The sequence below is a fragment of the Micromonospora sp. NBC_00858 genome (assembly GCF_045207365.1).
Classification (GTDB): Bacteria; Actinomycetota; Actinomycetes; order Mycobacteriales; family Micromonosporaceae; genus Micromonospora.
In genome coordinates this window covers 6,347,250-6,368,235 of the sequence record NZ_CP108828.1, presented here as the reverse complement: position 1 = coordinate 6,368,235, position 20,986 = coordinate 6,347,250, and the positions used below count along the sequence as shown (strand labels likewise).

At 71.2% G+C, this 20,986-nt stretch carries 20 protein-coding genes; 10 read left to right on the top strand and 10 right to left on the bottom strand.

Annotated elements, in window-relative coordinates; genetic code table 11:
* Window positions 1-101: 101 nt before the first annotated feature.
* Window positions 102-647: a DoxX family protein gene (locus OG990_RS29775; RefSeq protein ID WP_328421935.1), complete on the top strand. Its 546-nt coding sequence runs from the start codon at window positions 102-104 to the stop codon at window positions 645-647.
* 215 nt (window positions 648-862) lie between these two features.
* Window positions 863-2,308: a glycosyltransferase 87 family protein gene (locus OG990_RS29770; RefSeq protein WP_328421937.1), complete on the top strand. Its 1,446-nt coding sequence runs from the start codon at window positions 863-865 to the stop codon at window positions 2,306-2,308.
* A gap of 4 nt (window positions 2,309-2,312) precedes the next feature.
* Here the strand turns inward: OG990_RS29770 and OG990_RS29765 are convergent, their stop codons facing one another.
* From OG990_RS29765 to OG990_RS29745, 5 genes are all read right to left on the bottom strand, one after another.
* On the bottom strand, window positions 2,313-2,741 hold the full coding sequence (locus OG990_RS29765; RefSeq protein ID WP_328421939.1) for a molybdenum cofactor biosynthesis protein MoaE: 429 nt from the start codon (window positions 2,739-2,741) through the stop codon (window positions 2,313-2,315).
* Window positions 2,738-3,994, bottom strand: coding sequence for a molybdopterin molybdotransferase MoeA (locus tag OG990_RS29760; RefSeq protein ID WP_406077865.1), 1,257 nt, complete (start codon window positions 3,992-3,994; stop codon window positions 2,738-2,740). Before OG990_RS29760 ends, OG990_RS29765 begins: the two co-directional genes overlap by 4 nt.
* A 53-nt stretch (window positions 3,995-4,047) precedes the next feature.
* Window positions 4,048-4,518 carry a MogA/MoaB family molybdenum cofactor biosynthesis protein gene (locus tag OG990_RS29755; protein ID WP_328421943.1) on the bottom strand — a complete coding sequence of 157 codons (471 nt, stop codon included), beginning with the start codon at window positions 4,516-4,518 and terminating at the stop codon, window positions 4,048-4,050.
* Window positions 4,515-5,006, bottom strand: a complete 492-nt coding sequence (gene moaC, locus OG990_RS29750) for a cyclic pyranopterin monophosphate synthase MoaC (RefSeq protein WP_406077864.1) — start codon at window positions 5,004-5,006, stop codon at window positions 4,515-4,517. Before moaC ends, OG990_RS29755 begins: the two co-directional genes overlap by 4 nt.
* Window positions 5,007-5,201: 195 nt before the next feature.
* The gene (locus OG990_RS29745; RefSeq protein WP_406077863.1) at window positions 5,202-5,669 is read right to left on the bottom strand and encodes a winged helix-turn-helix domain-containing protein; all 468 of its coding nucleotides are present in this window, start codon (window positions 5,667-5,669) and stop codon (window positions 5,202-5,204) included.
* A 675-nt stretch (window positions 5,670-6,344) separates the two neighbouring features.
* Here OG990_RS29745 and OG990_RS29740 point away from each other — a divergent pair.
* The 5 genes from OG990_RS29740 (at window position 6,345) to OG990_RS29720 (ending at window position 12,141) form a co-directional block, all read left to right on the top strand.
* Window positions 6,345-8,873, top strand: coding sequence for a putative bifunctional diguanylate cyclase/phosphodiesterase (locus tag OG990_RS29740; protein WP_406077862.1), 2,529 nt, complete (start codon window positions 6,345-6,347; stop codon window positions 8,871-8,873).
* A 42-nt stretch (window positions 8,874-8,915) separates the two neighbouring features.
* Entirely contained in the window at window positions 8,916-10,268 is a 1,353-nt protein-coding gene (locus OG990_RS29735; protein WP_406081936.1) for a glycosyltransferase 87 family protein, read from the top strand.
* Window positions 10,269-10,309: 41 nt separating this feature from the next.
* Entirely contained in the window at window positions 10,310-10,942 is a 633-nt protein-coding gene (locus OG990_RS29730; RefSeq protein WP_386986288.1) for a phosphoribosyltransferase, read from the top strand.
* Window positions 10,943-10,961: 19 nt separating this feature from the next.
* Window positions 10,962-11,351, top strand: coding sequence for a zf-TFIIB domain-containing protein (locus tag OG990_RS29725; RefSeq protein ID WP_355601189.1), 390 nt, complete (start codon window positions 10,962-10,964; stop codon window positions 11,349-11,351).
* Window positions 11,352-11,463: 112 nt separating this feature from the next.
* Window positions 11,464-12,141, top strand: a complete 678-nt coding sequence (locus OG990_RS29720; RefSeq protein WP_406077861.1) for a maleylpyruvate isomerase N-terminal domain-containing protein — start codon at window positions 11,464-11,466, stop codon at window positions 12,139-12,141.
* Between the two features lie 45 nt (window positions 12,142-12,186).
* Here OG990_RS29720 and dnaB read toward each other — a convergent pair whose 3' ends face one another.
* Window positions 12,187-13,587, bottom strand: coding sequence for a replicative DNA helicase (dnaB, locus tag OG990_RS29715; RefSeq protein ID WP_386986280.1), 1,401 nt, complete (start codon window positions 13,585-13,587; stop codon window positions 12,187-12,189).
* A 398-nt stretch (window positions 13,588-13,985) separates the two neighbouring features.
* On the opposite strand from dnaB, the gene OG990_RS29710 reads away from it, so the two are divergent.
* The gene (locus OG990_RS29710; RefSeq protein ID WP_406077860.1) at window positions 13,986-15,524 is read left to right on the top strand and encodes a hypothetical protein; all 1,539 of its coding nucleotides are present in this window, start codon (window positions 13,986-13,988) and stop codon (window positions 15,522-15,524) included.
* A gap of 84 nt (window positions 15,525-15,608) precedes the next feature.
* On the opposite strand, the gene rplI is transcribed toward OG990_RS29710, so the two are convergent.
* The 4 genes from rplI to rpsF form a co-directional block, all read right to left on the bottom strand.
* On the bottom strand, window positions 15,609-16,055 hold the full coding sequence (gene rplI / locus OG990_RS29705) for a 50S ribosomal protein L9 (protein ID WP_328421961.1): 447 nt from the start codon (window positions 16,053-16,055) through the stop codon (window positions 15,609-15,611).
* Between the two features lie 14 nt (window positions 16,056-16,069).
* Window positions 16,070-16,309 carry a 30S ribosomal protein S18 gene (gene rpsR, locus OG990_RS29700; protein ID WP_013289355.1) on the bottom strand — a complete coding sequence of 80 codons (240 nt, stop codon included), beginning with the start codon at window positions 16,307-16,309 and terminating at the stop codon, window positions 16,070-16,072.
* A 41-nt stretch (window positions 16,310-16,350) separates the two neighbouring features.
* Window positions 16,351-16,887 carry a single-stranded DNA-binding protein gene (locus OG990_RS29695; RefSeq protein WP_201749186.1) on the bottom strand — a complete coding sequence of 179 codons (537 nt, stop codon included), beginning with the start codon at window positions 16,885-16,887 and terminating at the stop codon, window positions 16,351-16,353.
* 78 nt (window positions 16,888-16,965) lie between these two features.
* Window positions 16,966-17,256 carry a 30S ribosomal protein S6 gene (rpsF, locus tag OG990_RS29690; RefSeq protein WP_007073791.1) on the bottom strand — a complete coding sequence of 97 codons (291 nt, stop codon included), beginning with the start codon at window positions 17,254-17,256 and terminating at the stop codon, window positions 16,966-16,968.
* A gap of 640 nt (window positions 17,257-17,896) precedes the next feature.
* On the opposite strand from rpsF, the gene OG990_RS29685 reads away from it, so the two are divergent.
* Window positions 17,897-18,679 (top strand): deoxyribonuclease IV, encoded by a 783-nt coding sequence (locus tag OG990_RS29685; RefSeq protein ID WP_386986271.1) that lies wholly within the window; start codon window positions 17,897-17,899, stop codon window positions 18,677-18,679.
* Between the two features lie 221 nt (window positions 18,680-18,900).
* Complete coding sequence (locus tag OG990_RS29680; protein WP_406081935.1) at window positions 18,901-20,961, top strand: hypothetical protein; 2,061 nt, start codon at window positions 18,901-18,903, stop codon at window positions 20,959-20,961.
* Window positions 20,962-20,986: the final 25 nt, after the last annotated feature.

Genomic DNA, 20,986 nt, shown 5'->3' with positions numbered 1-20,986 from the left:
AGCGATGGTCGCTCGAATCGGCGTGGCGCATGTGCATGACCACCGATCCGGATCCGGCGGTTGCCGGGGTAGCAAAGGCCGCGACGGGGTATGACTGATCCATGACGCCCGTACGCTCTCTAGCCCGCGCCATGCTGAGCGGCATCTTCGTGGTCAGCGGGTACCGCAACTTCCGCAACCCGGAACGGCTGGCGGCGGCAGCCAAGCCGGTCACCGACAAGGTCACGCCGCTCCTGCAGAAGGCACACCCGAGCATTCCCACCGAGACCGAGACGCTGATCCGGCTCAACGCCTTGGTGCAGGTCAGCGCCGGCCTGATGCTGGCCACCGGGCGATTCAGCCGACCCGCCGCGCTGGTCCTCGCCGGCACGCTGGTGCCGGTGACCATCGCCGGGCATCCCTTCTGGAACAACGACGACCCGGTCGCCCGGAACAACAACCAGGTCCACGTCCTGAAAAACCTCGGCATCTTCGGCGGCCTGCTGCTCGCTGCGGCGGACACCGGCGGCAAGCCGGGTCTGCGTTGGCGGACCGGTCATCGCATCGGCCACTCTCGACGTTCTGTGCAACGCGCCGTCCGCACCGCCCGGCGGGACGCTCGGATCGCCGTCCGATCCGCCTCCACCGCTCGTCGACTCCCCGGCTGACCTGCGTCGATACCCTCTCGCGCCATCCCCACCCCCCGCTAAGGCCGCGAATTACCTGAACCGCCCGGTAGGCGTTAACGCGGTGGAAATGTCAAAAACATGTGTGGGATCGGACACGGTCGCATAACGCGGGAGGCACTGACGTGAGGCGCCGTTCTAGGCTCCGTGCGGGACCTGGACGGGTAGGACGACCTTGGTATGGAGGTGGCCGCGCCATGCCGACGACCGTCGGTAGTCGGGCGGACCGCCTCGCCCCAGTCCGGCGCGTGACGCGTGGGATCGATCGCAGGAATGTCGTACGGGGTGCCATCGTGGCCGCCGTCGCCTACGCCGCATGGCTCGCCATCGGTGCGTTCGGGCGGCCGTACAGCTTCTTCGACATGAAGATCTACCACGGTGCCGTCGTGTGGTGGGCGAGCGGTCACGAGCTCTACGAGTTCATCGCGCCCGGCACCACCCTCGGCTTCACCTACCCGCCGTTCGGCGGCCTGGTCATGCTGCCGATGGCACAGTTACCGATCGGCGCGGCCGGGATGGTCAACGCCCTCGCCAGCATCGCCGCGTTGGCGCTGGTGCTGGCCGGGCTGCTCCGCCCCATCGTGGACCGGCTGGCCTGGCCACTGTGGTTCAGCGTGGCCTTGGCGGTGCCGCTGGCGATAGCCATCGAGCCGGGCCGGGAAACCCTCGGCTACGGCCAGGTCAACATCCTGCTGTTCGCGCTGATCATGGCCGACCTGATCGGGCTGCGTTGGCGCTCCCGCAGGGGCACCCACTACGCCGCGACCGACGGCCCCCTGCTGCGCTTCATCTATGGCGGCGCCTGGGCCGGTGCCGGCATCGGCCTGGCCACCGCGGTCAAGCTCACCCCGGCGCTGTTCATCGGCTACCTGTTGATCACCCGCCAGTGGCGGGTGGCGGCCACCGCGATCGGCACCACGATCGGCGTGACGGTGGGGACCTTCGCGATCGTCGGCGACGAATCGCGGGCGTACTTCGGCAGCGTGCTCTGGCAGACCGAGCGGGTCGGCGCGGCGGACATGACGCCGAATCAGTCGCTCGCCGGCCTGCTTGCCCGGCTGTACGACTCGATCGAGACCCCCGGGCTGCTCTGGCTCTCCTTCTCGGTGCTGATCCTGGCGCTGGGCCTGTCCCGGGCGGCCAGCTCACGCGCCGACGGCGACGAGTTGACCGCGTTCACGCTGGTTGGTCTGACCGCCAACGTGATCAGCCCGATCTCCTGGACGCACCACCTGGTCTGGGTGATCCCAGCGATCATCGTGCTGGGCGACGCCGCGGTGCGCCGCCGAGAGGCGAGCCGGGGGTTGGCGCAGCGCACCGGCCAGGGCCTGACGTTCGGCGGGCTGCCGGGGCTCAACGGGCTCCGGCCGCCGATCTGGTACCCCACGCTGACCGGGCTCCGGCACGGCGTCGCCGCGATCGGGCTCTACCTGCTCTTCCTGATCTCCCCGATCTGGCCGTACGAGCACCAACTGCCGGAGATGTCGCACTACCAGGACGGTCTGTTCGGCGCACTGATGGAGAACTCGCTCGCGCTCGCGCTGATCGTGCTGGTCGCCGCGCTGCCCTGGCGCCCTGGTGCCGAGCCGGCGTTCTACGGCGATCGGCTCGCCCGGCCCATGGCGGTCAACGGCCGCCGCTGAGCGGTCAGGGGCAGTTGACCCATTCCTCGGTGCCGTCGGCGAAGACCTGCCGCTTCCAGATCGGCAGTCGCGCCTTGACCTCGTCCACGAGCCGGGCGCAGGCCGCGAAGGCCGCTGCGCGGTGCGCGGTGCTCACGGCGGCGACCAGCGCCACGTCACCGATCACCAGTGGACCGACCCGGTGCGAGACCGCCACGGCGTAGACGTCGGGCTCGGCCGCGATCTCGGCCGCCACCTCGCGCAGCACCTGTGCGGCGCTCGGGTGCCCTTCGTACTCCAGGCTCACCACCGGACGGCCGTGGTCGTGGTCGCGGACCACGCCCTGGAAGGAGACCACCGCGCCGGCCCGCCGGTCGGCAACCGCCGCCTCGTGCGTGGCCAGGTCGAGCGGCTGGTCGGTGACCTCACCGAAGGTGATGGCTGGCGCGGTCACGACGCACGCTCCCCGGGCAGCAACGGCAGTGGCACGATCGGCACCCGGTCGCCCGGCTCGCCGCTGGTGCCCGGCCGGATGACGGCGAACCCGTCGGCACCGGCCAGCCCGCGCAGCATCGCCGAACCGACGTGCCGCACGGGGTACGCGGTGCCGGCGACCCGGTCCAGCCGGACCAGTGCCAGGTGGGTGTGGTCGCCACGACCAGGCACCGCCTCGGCCAGCGTGACCTGCGGCAGCACCGGCATCGGGCGACCCTGGAGGCCGGCGAGCAGCGGGGCGACCAGCGACACCAGCGCGACGATGGCGGACTGTGGGTTGCCCGGCAGGCCGGCGACGAACCGGGCCCGCCCGTCGTGGCCGGCAAGCCGGGCCAGCAACATCGGGAAACCGGGCCGCACCGCCACTGTGTTGACGACGTAGTCGGCGCCGAGCGCCTCCAGGGTCGGGTGCAGGTGGTCGACGGGACCGTTCATCGTGCCACCGGTGGTGCAGACCAGGTCGGCGTTGGCCAGCGCCGCGCGCAGGGCCGCCACGTGCGCGGGCAGCGTGTCGGCCACCGGGCCGACCACGTCGGACCCACGAACCTGGCAGCCGTACCGGCGCAGCCACGCGGGCACCGCCGGACCCAGCGCATCCCGGACTCGGCCGGCGGCGGGCGGCCCCGCGGTGAGCAGCTCGTCGCCGAACACCAGCAGCGCGGCGCGCGGCGCCCGTCGGACCAGCAGCGTGTCGTGCCCGCAGGAAGCCGCCAGACCGATCACCGCCGGGTCGACCGGCGTGCCGGCCGGCAACAGATCCTCGCCGGCGTACGCCTCCTCGCCGGGCTGCCGCCACTCCGGCATTTCCCGGAGGGTGCCGCTGACCAGGCCGTCGGTGGTGGTGGACTCCTCGACGCGCAGCACGGCGGTGGCGCCGTCGGGCACCATCGCACCGGTGGCGATCTCGACTGTCGTGCCGTCCTCGGTGAGCGGCGCGGGGGTGTTGCCGGCCAGCACCCGGCCGACGACGCGCCACGGGCCCGCGCCGCGCACCGCCCAGCCGTCCACGCTGGAAGTGGGGAAGGCCGGCAGGTCGGTGCGGGTGGTCAACGGCTCGGCCAGGGTCAGCCCGTCGGCGTCGACCAGTGGCCGGGCGACGGCGGGAAGCGCGGCGGCCAGGCCGACCGCGTACACCCGGGACCGCGCTTCCTCCCACCCGGCCGGCGGGGGCGCGGCGACCCGGTCCGCTGTTGGTGCGGTTTCCGTGCTCACCGGCCGAGCCTATCGGGATGGACCGACACCCGCCGGGCCTGGCCGCGGACCGGTCAGTGGTCTCCGCCGCGAAGTTGGTCGACGGTGTGCCCGAGGATCGGCCCGAGCACGGCCAGCCCGTCCCGGGCGCCACCGGTCGAGCCGGGCAGGTTGACCACCAACATCCGGCCGGCAACCCCGGCCAGCCCGCGGGAGAGCACCGAGGTGGGCACCCGGTCGCGGCTGTACGCACGGATCGCCTCGGCGATGCCGGGAATCTCGTAATCCAGCAGTGCCCGGGTCACGTCCGGTGTCCGGTCCGACGGAGTGACCCCGGTGCCACCGCTGGTCAGCACCACATCGATGCCATCGGCCAGGGCGTCCTCCAGGGCCGTGCGGACCGGCTCACCGTCAGGCACCACCACCGGCTCGTCGACCTGGCAGCCCAGCTCGAGGAGACCGGCGACGAGCAGCGGGCCGCTCGTGTCGGCGTAGACGCCGGCCGCGGCCCGGTTGGACGCGACGATCACCCGCGCCCGGATCACGGCCGGTCCTCCGGTCGGACCCACTCGCCGGTCTTGCCGCCCTCCTTGCGCAGCACCCGGACCGCCTCCACCGAGGCCGCCGGGTCGACGGCCTTGACCATGTCGACCAGGGCGAGACCGGCGACCGCGACCGCGGTGAGCGCCTCCATCTCCACGCCCGTCCGGTCCGCCGTGCGGGCGGTGGCGGTGATCTCCACGGTGTCGGCGGTCAACCGCAGGTCGACGGTGACGCCGTGCAGGGCGATCGGGTGGCAGAGCGGGATCAGCTCCGGCGTGCGCTTGGCGCCCATGATCCCGGCCAGCCGGCCGACCGCCAGCGCGTCGCCCTTGGGCAACCCGTCGCGGTGCAGCAGGTCGACGACCTCGGGCGTGGTCCGCAGTCGGCCCGCCGCGACGGCCAGCCGGCCGGTCACCGCCTTGGCGGAGACGTCGACCATGCGGGCCGCGCCAGCGCGGTCGACGTGGCTGAGCTGCGCGGGTTCGGTCACGGTCGTGAGCCTATGATGTGCACGGCCGGGACGCGATCCTCCACCCGCCGCGTCTCCGCCAGCAGGCTCGACAACACGTCCTCCCGACCGACGAAGTCGGTCACCGCTCGGGGGAGATGATCCACCGGGTCGGGTCGCCGTAATCCGTGGGGCATCGGGACACCCGCCGGAGCGGGTGCGCTCGGGGCGGAGAGCTCACCCCGGGCAGCCGGCTGGGATACGGAGCTGTTCGCCGGGTGCCGAGGCAGAGCGGCCGTGACGATCGTGCGGTAGAGACCGCCCCAGCAGTTCCAGGGCGCGGTCCGGACGGCCGACCGTCAGGGCTTCCCGACCTGCGCGGCGTTCCATCTCGAAACGGAATGCGTCGATAAGATCCGGCCTCAGGACGAGTCGGTAACCCGTTTGCTGCCGGACGATGACTCCCCGGCCGGACTCGAAAGTCTCGAACGTCCGGCGCAGATTGGCGGCGTAGGTACGGACATTCGCAACAGCAGAAGGCGGCGGGCCGGCGGGCCACAACTCGTCGACCAGGTCGTTCAGCGTCACCAGTTGACCAGGCTGGACTGCGAGCATCGCAAAAACGGCCTGCTGTTTGGGTGTACCAAGGTGTACCTTGCGCGCGGGCACTTGCACCGAGAGGCCGCCCAGAAGTTGAATCTCCACTCGCCCCCCTGCTCCAGCGGAGTATTCAGTCGCTCACGCGACGAATCTTACGGGCACCGAACGTAACGGGCCGATGCCAACCTGACGGGAACATTCATCGATGGCAAACGACCCAGCCTGGCCAGCGCGCCGCAGGATGCCTACTGCAGGTTGCGGCTTTCGTACCCCAGCGCAAGCTGCAGGGGTACGCCTAGTTCCGGCCGGGCCATTGATTGCGCCTGCCCCGGCATTCCAGACGAGCACCACGCCCAACAGGTTGTTACCTCTGGCCGAACTCCAGATGCTGCAACAGGGGGTTAGCCGTCAGACTGGGGAGAATACGCAGACACAACCCATCGGATTCCAACCTACGGCGGTGAGCAACGGCTCCTGATGGAAGCGTGAACCTCAACGGTGCGCTCAGGAGTGCGGACAGAACGTTACAAACCGTCTCCCAGTTGGCTAATGTTGCGCATAGAGACATATGACAGCCTGTACCGGGTTATATCTCCACTAGGCTATCCCCGTCAGCAAGTCGGTGCATTAATGGCGAATCCCTGAGTCGCTACTGATGCCTGAATGCTCGGGAGGTAGTCATGCGCGGCAACGAGTGGATGTGACAACGAGCGGGCCTGCCGCTGGCCCTTCGTCGTGCGCTACGGTGCCAGGAGCGAACCGGGCACCCTCGGGAGCGGCATGCCTTCCCAAGCGCAACACGACCAAGAAGATCATCGACGACTGACTCTGATCATTGGCGTCATCGTCGTTACGGCTGCGGCGGTCTGTGCGCTGTCCCTGGTAGGAGCTTTCTCCGATCCACCGGCAACCGTTAACGAAGTCGCCACCGTCGTAGCACTCATCTCCATGATCGCCGTTGCCACCATGGTCAAGGCAAGGGTGAGAATCCGATCGACCACACACTCGATCACCTGGAATGAGGCGGCGATCGTCGTCGGGGTGGCAGTCGCTCCGGCGTCCTGGGTCGTGCTGTGCACGGCAACTGGGGTGGCAGTGGCTTTCGCGGTCCTGCGTCTACCGGCGATCAAAATGGCGTTCAGCATCGGGAAGAACGCCCTCGTCGCCGCCGGTGCCGGGCTGACCCTCGTGGCGCTGGACTGGGCATGGCCCCCCTCGAGACTCATCGACCTTGTCGGCCCGGTAGCCCTCGCATACCTGACCGCCACACTGCTCGACGAGATCATCGCGATCCCGGTCATCGCGATAGCGTCCGGTAGCAGCGTTCGTCAGCAGTTCCGCGCCAACTGGGACCTGCGGGGCGTCGGTTCGGCGCTGCGGTTCCTCGTCGCCGTCTGCACCCTGCTCCTCCTTCGGGCGGACCCACGACTCCTGGTGGCCGTTCCGCCGCTCGTGCTCAGCCTGCACCTGGCCTACTCCACGAGAATCCGTTCCAGGACCGAGCAGCAGGCGTGGCAGCGCCTCGCCCGCACCACCGACGCGCTCAACGTGGTCGACCTCGACAACGTCCTCACCACCGCCATCACCCGGGCCGCCGAGCTGTTCTCCGCCGACGAGGTCGAGATCGAGCTGCGCGACGGCGACCGCACCGTACGCGGCGGCACCGGCGGCATCACCTTCGACGGCCCGAGCGGCACCCCCACCGACGTGGACGGCACCATCGTCCCCACGCCGCTGGAGGGGCACGACCGCTCAGCCGACGTCGGCGTGCTGCGGCTGCGCTTCCGTGGCCCGGTGCAGCTCTCCGAGCGGGAGCAGTACACCCTGCGGACCTTCGCCTCCGCGCTCTGCACGGCGGTTCGCAACGCCCAGGCGTACGCCGAGCTGGCCCGGGTTGCCGACGAACACGCGTACGCGGCCGCGCACGACGCGCTGACCGGCCTGGCCAACCGGCGGCATCTGCTCGACCAGGGCACCGAGCATTTGAGCGCCCGGCACGCCGACGGTGTGACCGCGCTCGTGCTGATCGACCTCAACCACTTCAAGGAGGTCAACGACACGCTCGGGCACGCCGCCGGCGACCAGGTGCTGGTGCAGGTCGCCGAACGGCTGCGGGGCGCCGCCCAGGGTGGCGACCTGGTGGCCCGCCTCGGCGGCGACGAGTTCGCCGTCCTCCTGCGCGGGCTGCCGGCCCCGGCGGTGGCCGCGCACCGGGCCGAGGCGCTGCTCGCCACGTTGCACGAGCCGTTCGAGCTGGACGGCATGCGGATCAGCGTCGAGGCCAGCGGCGGGATCTCCGCCGCCCCGGCCAGCGGCGGCATGGCCGAGCTACTGCGCCGCGCCGACGTGGCGATGTACCAGGCGAAGCGGGCCGGGCAACGGATCTCCACGTACGCCCCCACCCGGGACACGGCCGACCTGGGCCGCCTCACCCTCGGCGGTGATCTGCCGCGGGCGGTCGCCGACCACGAGTTCGTCGTCAACTTCCAACCGATCGTCGACCTGGGCACCGGCGAGGTGACCAGCGTTGAGGCGCTGGCCCGCTGGCACCACCCCACCCACGGCATGATCGATCCGCTGCGTTTCCTCGAGGCGGTGGAGCGCTCGGGTCTGCTGCCGGCCTTCGCCGAGGCGATCCTCGACCAGGCTCTGATCGCGGCGGCCAGCTGGCGCGACGCTGGCTTCGACGTGCCGGTCGCGGTCAACGTGTCCCCGCGCAGCCTCCTCGACGCGCGGTTCCCCGGCTCGGTGCTGGCCCGCCTGCGCGCCCACGACCTGCCGCCGGACCGGCTGGTGCTGGAGTTGACCGAGACGTTGACGCTCAGCCAGCTCGACGTGGTCGACCGGGTGCTGAGCCGGCTGCGCGAAGAGGGCGTCCGGCTGGCGCTGGACGACTTCGGCACCGGCTACTCCTCACTCTCCCTGCTCTCCCGGATCCCGGTGCACGAGCTGAAGATCGATCGAAGCTTCGTGACGACGATGGAGAGCTCGGCGGAGGCCGCCGCCGTCATCCGCTCCACCCTCGACCTGGGCCGCAGCCTCGACCTCGACGTGGTGGCCGAGGGGGTGGAGAGCGAGCCGCAGCGGCGGGCCCTCTGGGAGCTGGGCTGCGCCGCCGGCCAGGGGCACCTGTTCGCCCGGCCGATGCCGGCCGGCACCCTGCTCGCCGCATTGCAGCGCGGCTCGGGTGGACGCCCGGGCACCCTCGCACCGCCCCTGCACGACGCCGGCGCGGTGATCCGACTGAGCCAGACCCGCCGCCAGAACGGCCGCGGCCGACCCGACCGCGTTCCGCACCTCCCCGCCTGACCCGACGGCCGGCCAGGGTGGTCTGCCAGACTGGCGCGCGTGATCGCCGACGCCCCGACCGCCCGCCGTCGTCACTGGCGCAGGGTCGACTCCGCCGCCGACGGTCTCACTCTCGACTTCGGCCTGTACGCCGTCTCGGCCGTCTTCGCCGCGATCACCGCGGCCACCTCGACGCTGCTGCCGCACCGCGCCTGGGGCGGGGTCGCCGCTGTGGGCTACCTGGTCGCGGCGGTGGCGGTGGGCGTCCAACTCCTGCTGCGCCGGCGCACCCCTGCCTCCCGGCTGGTGGGTCTGCCGGCCCGCTGGGCGGTCACCGGGTTCGCCTGGGCGAGCACTGCGCTGCTGCCTCTGCTGTGGCAGAGCATCGAGCGGGCCACCGGACGCACTGACCGGGCGCAGGAGGAGGTGCTGGTCGTGGAGCAGGCCGGCAACCGCCTGCTGGAGCACGGCACCCCGTACCTCGGACCCGACGCGATTGCCGCCCTACCGTCCGGCGAGCAACTGCTCGGCTACACCCCGTACCAGCCGGGCATGGCGATGTTCGGCCTGCCCAGGGCACTGGTCGACACCTGGTGGACCGACGCCCGGGTCTGGTTCGCGGTGGGTACCGCACTGGCGCTCGCCCTGGCGGTTGCCGCCCTGCGCGCCGCGCCAACCAACGCCCGGCGGGCACAACCGGCCGCCTCCGCCGACACGGCTCACCGGCGGGATGCCGCGCTGCTGCGAGGTGTGCAGGCCGCCACCGTCCTGCCGATCTGCGCGCTCACCCTCGCCACCGGCGGCGACGACCTGCCCGTACTCGCGCTCTGCCTGCTGGCCCTCGCGCTCGCCGCCGCCGACCGCCCCGGCCGGGCCGGCCTCGCGGTCGGCCTGGCCGGCGCGCTGAAGCTGTTCGCCTGGCCGGTCGCCCTGGTCCTGATCGTCTGGGGGCTGACCCGGCGGGCCGGCACCCGGGTCGCCGCCGGCGCGATCGGGCTGCCCGTCGCGGCGCTGATCCCCGCCCTCCTGGTCGACCACGACGCGCTGACCGAGAACGTGCTGCGCTTCCCGCTCGGCCACGGCCTGGTCACCAGCCCCGCGCAGTCCCCGTTCCCCGGTTACCTGATCGCCACCGGGCTGCCCGCCGGCCGGCTGATCGCCGCCGCGCTGCTGGTCGCGGCCGGACTGGCCATCGCCGTCCGGCTCGCCCGCCGTCCGCCCCGCACCGCCGTCGCCACCGCGCTGATCTGCGGGTACGGACTGCTCGTCGCGATCGCCCTGATGCCCACGACCCGGTTCGGCTACCTGCTGTACCCGCTGGCCCTGCTCACCTGGGCGCCCGCCCTGCACCGCGAGCCCGATGCGGCGACCGTCCCGCTGCCCGGTGAACTGTCCGGTCGGACCACTTCGGCGTAACTGCCGGGCAGAACGACGCGGCAGGGCGTAGACCTGAAGGCATGACCACCTACCGCGACCGGGCCGAGGCGGGCCGGGTGCTCGCCGAGCGGCTCACCGCACTGATCGGCGAACCGGACGTCGTCGTCCTCGGTCTGGTCCGCGGCGGCGTACCGGTGGCCCGGGTCGTCGCCGAACGGCTCGGCGCGCCCCTGGACGTGCTGGTGGTCCGCAAACTCGGCATGCCGTGGGCCCGGGAGGTCGCGTTCGGTGCGCTCGGCCCGGGCGGCGTGCAGGTGCTCAACGACGCGGTGGCCGGCCGGCTCAGCAGCGAGGACATCGCCGAGGTCAGTCAGCGGGAACAGGCCGAGTTGGAGCGCCGGGAGCGGCTCTATCGGGGCGGTCGCCCACCGCTGGACCTCACCGGACGGATCGCGGTGATCGTCGACGACGGGCTGGCCACCGGCGCGACCGCGCGAGCCGCCGTGGAGGTCGCGCGCCACCTCGGGGCCCGCCGGGTGGTGGTCGCGGTTCCGGTCGGCGCGCAGGAGGCGTACGAACTGCTGGCCGCCGAGGCCGACCAGGTCGTCTGCGCCCAGCGCCCGCCTGATTTCGGCGCGGTGAGCGTCTACTTCGAGGACTTCCACGAGGTGTCCGACGACGAGGTGATCGAGTCGCTTACCGCGACCGCGTGACTCGACCGGGTACCTTCGGATGATGAGTCTCACCTGTCCCAAGTGTCATGGAGAAATGCGTCAGTACGAGCGCAGCGGCGTCGTCATCGACCAGTGCGGGGAGTGCCGAGGCATCTTCCTCGACCGCGGCGAGTTGGAGAAGCTGTTCGAGGCGGAGGCCAACTGGAGCCGCCAGCAGGCCGGCGGCGCCCCGCCGCAGCCCGCTCAGCAGCCGGGCGGCTACCCGCCGCCGCACGCCCCGGCGCAGCACCAGCCCGGCTATGGTGCCGTTCCCCCGCCGCCGCCCCCGCCCGCTCACGGCTACCCGCCGGCCCCGGCGTACGGCGGTCACGGTCAGCAGCACCAGGGCTACCACGGTCACTACCGGCAGAAGAAGCGCAAGGGCTTCCTCGACGAGATGTTCGGCTGAGCCGAGACCGTCAACCCGCCCGGGCCGATCCACGGGTCGGCCCGGGCGCATCGCCCACCGCCACCGTCGCCAACGGTTGGCGGGCGGGAGGGTCCGTGCGAGGCTGCATCGCATGACCGCGATCCAGCCGGACGAGGCGCTGGCTCAGGCGTACGACGGGATCACCGCCGTGGTCGACGGCCGGGACGACGCGGACCTGCAACGACCCACCCGCTGCCGGGGCTGGCTCGTCGCGGACCTGCTCTTCCATCTGCTCGGCGACGCGCAGCGAGCCCTGGTCGCACTGGCCAGTCCCGCCGCCGGCCCCGCCGACGTGGACGACGTGAGCTACTGGCGCGGCTTCCCCGCTGGCGGCGGTGACGACGGCCGGCACGCCTGGTGGGTCCGCCGATCGGCCGCCGCCTTCGACCGGCCGACCGGGATCGTCCAACTCTGGGCGGAGACCGCCCCGGCGGCGGTCCGGGCCGCCAGGGCGGCCGACCCGACGGGGTACGTGGCCACACAGGGCCACGTGCTGCGCGTACCGGATTTCCTCGCCACCCTGACCACCGAGGCCGTCGTGCACCACCTGGACCTGACGCCGGAACTGCCCGGCGCGCCGCCGCCCGGCCCACTGGCGGTACGGGTCGCGGTGACCGCCGTGGACGGCCTGCTGAGCGACGACACAGTGCGCCCCACCGGCTGGGACGACCACGAGTTCCTGCTGAAGGCCACCGGCAGGCTCCCGCTCACCGATCGGGACCGGTTGGAGCTGGGCGAGTCGGCTGGCTGGTTTCCGCTGCTCGGCTGATCGCCGCGGGATGTGCCGCGCTGATCAGACGATGGCCATGTCGACTCAGACGATGGCCATGTCGACGAAGCGGGACAGGTGCAGCTGGGCTGCGACGGTCACCGTGTCGGTGGGGCCGTTCCGGTGCTTGGCGATGATGAAATCCGCCTCGCCCGCCCGCGGCGACTCCTTGTCGTAGTAGTCGTCGCGGTGCAGCAGGATCACAACGTCCGCATCCTGCTCAATTGATCCCGATTCACGCAGATCGGACAACTGAGGCCGCTTGTCGGTGCGCTGCTCGGGGCCACGGTTCAGCTGACTGACCGCGATGACCGGGCACTCGACCTCCTTGGCCAGCAGCTTCAGGCCACGGGAGAGGTCCGCGACCTCCTGCTGCCGGCTCTCGGTGCGCTTCGGCGACGTCATCAGCTGGAGATAGTCGACCACGATCATCTTGAGGTCGTGTCGCTGCTTGAGCCGGCGGGCCTTGGCCCGGATCTCCATCAGGTTCATGCTCGGCGTGTCGTCGACGAAGAGCGGTGCCTCGCTGATCTCGCCCATGCACCGGGCCAGCTTGGTCCAGTCGTCGTCGGAGAGCTGCCCGCTGCGCAGCACGTGCAGCGGCACCCGTGCCTCTGCGGAGAGCAGTCGCATGACGATCTCGACCTTGCTCATTTCCAGCGAGAAGATGGCGGCCGCCTGGTTGGCGCGGATAGCAGCGTGTCGGGCAAAGTCCATACTTGCCGTGCTCTTACCCAAACCGGGCCTACCCGCCACGATGATCAGCTGACCGGCGTGCAAGCCGTTGAGCAGCCGGTCCAGGTCGGTGAAGCCGGTCGGAACGCCGGTCATCATCCCGCCCTGCGCCCCCACGGCCTCGATCTCGTCGAGCGTGGGCTGCAACATGTCGGCCAGTACCGCGAAGTCCTCGCTGACCCGACGTTCGGTGACGTCGTAGACGGCCTGCTGGGCGAGGTCCACGACGTCGTCGACGTCGCGACTGCCGCCGTTGGCCGTCCCGTAGCCGAGCTGCACGATCTTGGTGCCGGCCTCGACCAGCCGGCGCAGCACCGCCCGCTCGCTGACGATCCGCGCGTAGTACGCGGCGTTCGCGGCGGTGGGCACGCTGGCGATGAGGGTGTGCAGGTAGGGCGCGCCGCCGATGCGGGCCAGGTCGCCCGAGTCGGTCAATGCGGCTGCCACCGTGATCGGGTCAGCCGGCTCACCCCGCCCGTAGATGTCCAGGATGATGTCGAAGATGGTGGCGTGCACGGGCCGGTAGAAGTCGTTGGTCTTGAGGATCTCGACGACGTCGGCGATGGCGTCCTTGGAGAGCAGCATGCCGCCGAGGACGCACTGCTCGGCCGCGACATCCTGCGGCGGGGTCTTGTCGAACTGGCCGTCTCGCTGCGCAGGCGGCTGGCCGCCGGAGCGTGGCTCCGCCCGCATGTCGTCGGTGACCGACACGGGTCCCCCCTCCACTGCGCCGGATCCGATCCCAGCTCTATCGCCGGGGTACGACATTTCCGTCCGACCAGGCCGGTCGATCGGGGGGCATCACGCCGGCGGTCGAGGGCCAACCATACGGACCCCGAGGTCAGCGACTCAACAACGCCGGTGGACGAGCCTCGGGACAACCTGTGGATGCTGGTGGGCAAGCATGTGCGCAGCGTGTGCACAGGCTGTGGACAACTGTTGGGGAATTCTCGGCCACACCCCGCTGACCTGGGGTTACATGATCCCCAGCCTGTGGAGGAGAATATTTCGGTCGGGCCTGTGACACGATCGTCCCGTACTATCTCCAGCGAACGGCTTCACCTGGACAGCGGATTCCGCTTTCGGTTCAGAAGGGTCACACTCCGGCCGTGAGTTACCGGGACTGGGAGCGCGGGGAGGGCAGCCCGCGCGAGCGCCAGCCGACCACCTCGTGGGGTGAGCCCGCGCCGCCACTTCCGGTCGACCCGTACGACGAGGACGGGCGCTATCGCACCTCCAGTCGGCGGCGCGCGTTGGACCGTGGGCAGGATGAGCCGGTGGACGCCTACCTGCCCCGGTGGGCGCTGGAGTCGGGGGTCCGGCACGCGGACGGCGCTGGCCGGCACGCCGCGCCGGACGACGAGGTCGAGCCCGAGCGACCGGGTCCCGGGGCCGGTTGGCGAGCCACCGAGACGACGAGCAGCCGGCGACGGGTCAGCGAGACGAGTTGGCGGGAGCGGCCGGCGATCGGTGCGGCAACCGATTCGGATCACACCCAGGAGTGGACGCTCGACCGTCCGCAGGAGCAGGGGTACGCCGGCCGTCGGCGCGCCAATTCGGCGGCGGAGGAGGAGCCGGTCTCCGGCGCGGTCCCGGACCGCCGTCCCCGCCGTGCGCCCGCCGGCCGTCCCCAGGTGATCTGGTCCGGCGGTGATCTGGAGGCCGCTCCGGCCGAGCCAGCGCCCCGATGGGATGCGGACCGGCCCACCCGGCGCAGCCGCCGGGCCGCGGAGGAGTCCTGGTCCCGGCCGGCGGTCGACCCGTGGGAGCGGGGGCCCGAGCGGGCGGTCGAGCCCGAGCCGTCGTACGCGCCAGCGGTGGACCCGTGGGACGCCTCGGGCGTGCACGCGTGGCCGTCGGCTGCCGGTGCGGACGACACGGACCTGAGCGGGCAGTGGTCGCAGGCGGAGAGCATCGGTGGTTGGGAGCGGTCCGACCGCACCGGTCAGTGGGAGCGGTCCGCGATCGAGGACGACCAGTGGGATCGGACGCTGCCGCCACGCTCCGACCGGTCGGTGGCGGCGGAGGGTTGGCCGAGCCGGGCCGAAGGGTTCTGGTCCGGCACCCGACTGGCTGGTGATGACCCCCGGTGGATGGATCCGGCGACGTCGGCACCCCGGTCTCCGGTGGTCGGGTACACCGCTCCGCGCCCGCGCAGCGCGCCCGTACCGCGTGGTGGTGGTCCACGGCGTCGGGCGGACCAGCCACCGGTCGGCACGGCATCGGTACGTCGGCGGGTCGAGTCGGCGGCCTCGGGCGCGTGGGCTCGGCGCCTGGAGGACGACCTGCTCGACCCGGATCCGGGTGGGCCCTTCCGGCCGATGCTGTACACCGCCGCCTGTTACCTCGTGCCGGCGATGCTGATCTTCGTCTGGCTGTTGACTCTGGAGGGCCAGGCGCCGGCCGGCTGTGTCACCGACATCAGTGGGGGTGGGTGCGACTCGCCCCGGTCGCGCGCGTTGGAGTCACTGCTCGCCGGCTCGCCGCGCTTCGGGTTGGCGCTGGTGAGCAGCCTGGTGGTGGCGGCGCTGCTGCGTCGGGTCGGCACCACGTGGCGCTCGGCGACCATCGCGGTCGCCGCCGCGGTGGTGGGCGGCGGTCTCTCCACGGTGCTGATCAGCGCGGTCACCGGTCAGCCGATCGGCTGACCAGGCGCGGGCGCGCCACGACGGGTATGCACGAAGGCCCGTACCGATCGCTCGGTACGGGCCTTCGTGGTGGTGTCGCTGGCGTCAGCCCTGAACGACGTTCAGGTTGAACGACGCGGTCACCTCGGGGTGCAGCTTGATCTTCACCGGGTAGCTGCCGGTCGACTTGATGTGACCGGGCACCTCCAGCCGGCGCCGATCGAGGACCGGGCCGCCGGAAGCCTTGACGGCGTCGACGATCTCGGCCGGAGTGACCGAGCCGAAGAGCCGCCCGCCGTCGCCGGCGCGGGCCTTCAGGCTGACCTTGAGACCCTCGAGCTGACCCTTGACCTCGTTGGCGTGGTCGAGGTCGCGGATCTCGCGGGCCCCGCGGGCCCGCTTGATGACCGTGACCTGCTTTTCCGCGCCCTTGGTCCAGGCGATCGCGAAGCCCTGCGGCAGCAGGTAGTTACGGCCGTAGCCGTCCTTGACCTCGACGATGTCGCCCGGGGCACCGAGGCCGGACACTTCCTGAGTCAGGATGATCTTCATATCGGTGCCTCCTCTCAGCGGGTGGTAGCCGTGTACGGCAGGAGCGCCATCTCACGGGCGTTCTTGACCGCACGGGCGATCTGCCGCTGCTGCTGCGAGGTCACGCCGGTCACCCGCCGAGCGCGGATCTTGCCGCGATCGGAGATGAACTTGCGCAGCAGCGCGGTGTCCTTGTAATCGATATAGGTGATCCCGTCCTTGTCGAGCGGGTTCACCTTCTTCTTCGGCTTGCGAAGTGCCGCAGCCTTGGCCATTGCACGTGCTCCTGGTTTGCGATCGCGGGCGCTCGGCGCCATTAGAACGGAGGCTCCTCGTCGAAGTTGCCGCCCGAACCGGCACGCGCGGGAGAGGGTGCGGCCGAAGCCCAGGGGTCGTCGAAGTTGCCTCCGCCGCCACCCTGGCTGCCACCACCGCCACCGCCACCGAAGCCGCCGCCACCGCCGCCGGAGCGGGACATTTTCTGCACCTTCGCCGTGGCGTAGCGCAGCGACGGGCCGATCTCGTCGACCTCAAGCTCGATGACCGTGCGCTTCTCACCCTCGCGGGTCTCGTACGACCGCTGACGCAGCCGACCCGAGACGATCACGCGGGCGCCCCGCTGCAGCGACTCGGCGACGTGCTCCGCCGCCTGACGCCACACGGTGCAAGCCAGGAAGAGCGGCTCGCCGTCCTTCCACTCGTTGGTGGTCTTGTCCATGAAACGGGGCGTCGAAGCGACCCGGAACTTGGCGACCGCCGCACCGGACGGGGTGAACCGCAACTCGGGGTCATCGGTCAGATTGCCGATGACCGTGATGGTGGTGTCTCCTGCCATGACCATCTCCTCGCGCACTCAGCGTCTCGTCGTACAGGCTCCCAGAGCCGTATGACAGAGCCGCGGAGGCTGATCCGGGCGAACCGGGTTGAATGCTTAGCGCATCTCCGGCCGGATGACCTTGGTGCGCAGCACGGACTCGTTGAGCCGGAGCTGACGGTCCAGCTCGGCCACGGCAGCAGGCGTGGCCTGCAGGTCGACGACGGCGTAGATGCCCTCGGCCTTTTTGTTGATCTCGTACGCGAGGCGCCGGCGGCCCCACACGTCGGTCTTCTCAACCGAGCCACCCGCGGTCCGAATCACGTTCAGGTACGTGTCGAGCGACGGGGCGACGGTGCGTTCCTCGAGGCTGGGGTCGAGGATCACCATGATCTCGTAATGACGCAAGACGTGCTCACCTCCTGTGGGCTAAGCGGCCACGGTCCTTCCGTGGCAGGAGGTCGTGCGTCGCTGCCCGCACGCGCCGGGGGAACCCGGCCGGACGCGGACAACCTGACCAGGATACCCGGTCCGGACGATCATGCCCGGGGTGGTCGGGTCAGCGCCCGGACGTGTCGACGGGGGCCCACCGTTCCGACCGTCACCGGTCGGTGGTGGACCCCCGTCAACGAGGCCGCGGGGCGTCCCGTCCGCATTCCTTGGGTGGGACCTGGGGAGGAACGACCACACCGATGAGGTTGGACCGAAGACGCCCCGCGGAGCTTTATCGTGTTGTTATCTGACGATACAACAGCTCTCGTACCTTGTCGGGGGAAAAAGCACAAATTCCCGAGATTCTTCATCGGTCGGAATCTGTTGTGTCGAGGGATCTCCCCCCGCCGCGCCGGGCCGCGCGGCGGGGGTGACCTCGCTGTCGGTCCGTCGGCCCCGGCTGCCGTTCGCGGCGCTCGCGGCGACGGCGGTACCGGGCGCTGACTGCCGGTTCCATCCCATCAACGATCGTCGGTCCGTCCGGTGACGCGGCCAGCGTCCAACACCGCACCGGCCATCGCCCCACCCGTCGGGGTCGCGACGTAGGCTCGCTCGCATGCGTATCGGAGCCCACGTCGATTCGACCGACCCGCTGGCGGAGGCGGCCGCCCGGTCCGCCGACACCGTGCAGTTCTTCCTCTCCGACCCACAGGGGTGGAAGGCGCCCAAGCCGCGGGAGGACGCAGAGCAGCTACGCGCGGCCGAGATCGATCTCTACGTACACGCGCCGTACGTCATCAACGTGGCCACCCTCAACAACCGCATCCGAATCCCCAGTCGCAAGTTGCTGCTCGGACACGCGAACGCCGCCGCCGCGATCGGCGCCAAGGGCGTGATCGTCCACGGTGGGCACGTCAACGCCGGCGACGACCTGGCCGTCGGCTTCGACAACTGGCGCAAGACATTCGCGTACGCGGCCGACTCCGGCGGCTTCGGCGTCCCGGTTCTGATCGAGAACACCGCCGGCGGCGACAACGCCTGCGCCCGCCGGTTGGACGCGCTGGCCCGACTCTGGGACGCCATCGGTGACCACGAGGTCGGCTTCTGCCTCGACACCTGCCACGCGTACGCCGGCGGTGAGGAGTTGCTCGGCCTGGTCGACCGGATCAAGGCGATCACCGGGCGGATCGACCTGGTGCACGCCAACAACTCCAAGGGCGCGTTCAACTCCGGCCAGGACCGGCACGACAACCTGGGTGGCGGGACGATCGACCCGGAGTTGGTGGTGGCGGTGATCCGCGCAGCCGGAGCGCCGGTGGTCGTCGAGACGCCGGGCGGCGTGACCGGTCAGGCCGCCGACATCGACTTCCTCCGCCAGCAGTTGGGCTCGCCAGCATGACGACCGGACAGCCCGGGACCGGAAGCGCCCGGCCCACCCCCACCGGGGACACCCACATCCGACCAGCCACCCCGCCCGCCACCGGCGCCCCCACCCCGGTCGTCCGCACCGCCGGCACGGCGTCCAACACAGCCACCTCGGCCGCCGCCAGCAACGTCGGGGCCAAGGACGGCGGCACGGACGTCGGGGCCAAGGACGGCAAGGCGGACGCCGCCTCCAGCATGGCCAGCGCGCCTTCGGACGCCGTGGCCGAGAACAACACGGCCAAGGACAACGACGTGCGGGCGGACGCCGCTCCCGACACCAGTGCCAAGGCCGCCACCGCGACGGACGGCGCATCCAAGCCCGATCCCGCCAAGCCCGATCCCGCCAAGGGCGAGACCGCTAAGGGCCAGACCGCCAAGAGCGAGACCGCCACGGAGGATGCCGCCAAGGGTCCCTCCGAAAAGGACGACTCCGGGAAGAGCGAGGCGGCGGGAGATGGCGACGGCGAGGGGAAGCCGGTAGGACCTGAGCGTTGGGATGCGTTCGCGTCCGCGCCGGAGCCGGTGGCGACCCGCCGCAGCCGGGCGGCCCGGGCCGTCGGCCGGTTCCTGATCCACGAGTGGACCCTGGCCACCCTGGGCGCGCTGGCGCTGGCCGTGCTGATGACCTGGCCGACGCTGCGCTACCCGCGCTATACCCTCCCGCAGGACTACTGGGACCCGAGCCTGCAGGCCTGGCAGATGGCCTGGTCCGGGCACATCCTGCTGACCGACCCGGCGCACCTGTGGCAGTCCAACACGTTCTTCCCCGAGCTGTGGAGCTTCGCGTTCTCCGACACGCTCCTCGGCTACGCCCCCGCCGGGATGCTCGGCAGCGGCCCCGAGGACGCGGTGCTGCGCTACAACATCATGTTCGTGTTGGCGCACGCGCTCGCCACGCTCGGGGCGTACGCGCTGGCCCGGCAGCTCGGTTCGGGCCGGATCGGCGCCGCGGTCGCCGGGGTCGCCTACACCTACGCGCCGTGGTTGCTGGCCCAGGCCGGGCACCTGCACGTGCTCTCCAACGGCGGCATTCCTCTGGCGTTGGCCATGCTGGCGCGCGGGCACGGCTGGTCGCTGCGGCACGGCTACCGACCCGAGCGTCGGCACGACGGCTGGGTCTACGCCGGCTGGCTGGTGGCGGCCTGGCAGCTCACCCTCGGCTTCGGCATCGGCCTGCCGTTTGCATACTTCCTGGCCGGCGCGGTGGTGGTCGCCGCCGTCCTCTTCTACGCGCGGCGGCTCCGGACCGGCCAGGCCCTGCCGTTCGGCCGCCGGCTGTTCGTCGCCGACCTGGTCGGCGGGGTACTCTTCGCCGGGGTGGGTCTGCTGATGGCGATCCCGTTCTTCAAGGTGACCGAGCTGCACCCGAACGCCGAGCGAACGGTCGCCGACATCAGCATCTTCTCTCCGCCGGCGTCCGGCTTCGTCACCGCGCCCGCCGAGTCGCGGATCTGGGGCGGGCTGCACGAGGGCGCCCGGGCGGCGCTGCCGTGGCACCCCGAGATGACCCTGCTGCCCGGCTTCGTGCTCTACGCGTTGGCCGCGGGCGGGCTGTTCTTCTCGGTCTGGCGACTACGGCACCGGCTGTTCCTGCTCACCGGGGTGCTGGTGACCATGGCCTTCGCGATGGGCACCCGCTTCTTCGACGGCACTTTCACCTACATCCCGCTCTTCGAGCACGCGCCGGGCTGGAGCGCGCTGCGTACCCCCGGGCGGTTGATGCTCTGGACCACGCTGCTGCTCGCCCTGCTCGCGGCGGGTGCGGTCACCGCCCTCACCGACCGGGTCCGCGAGCTGGCCGCGCAGCGGATCCCGTCCTGGCCGGGCCCGTGGCTGCGGCTGGCCACCCTGTTGCCACTGCTGCTTGTCACCATCGAGGGTTTGAACACCACCCCGCATCCGGTGGTGCCGACCCAGCCAGCCGCGCTCCGCACGGCGGAGGGGCCGCTGCTGGTGCTGCCCAGCAACCAGAGTCTCGACCAGCATGTGATGCTCTGGTCGACCAGCGGCTTCCCGGACGTGGTGAACGGCGGCAGCGGCTTCACCCCGCGCCAACTCGACGACGTTCGCCGGGTGAGCCAGTCGTTCCCCGACCAGACCAGCGTCGACTACCTGCGCACGCTCGGCGTCCGCACGGTGGTGCTGCTGCGCGGGCAGGTGCCGGGCACGCCGTGGGAGATCACCATCGACACGCCGGTCGAGTCGCTGGGCATCACCCGGCAGGAAATCGACGACGCGGTGGTCTACCGGCTCTGACGCGGCTGCGTACGGGGCGGGTTTG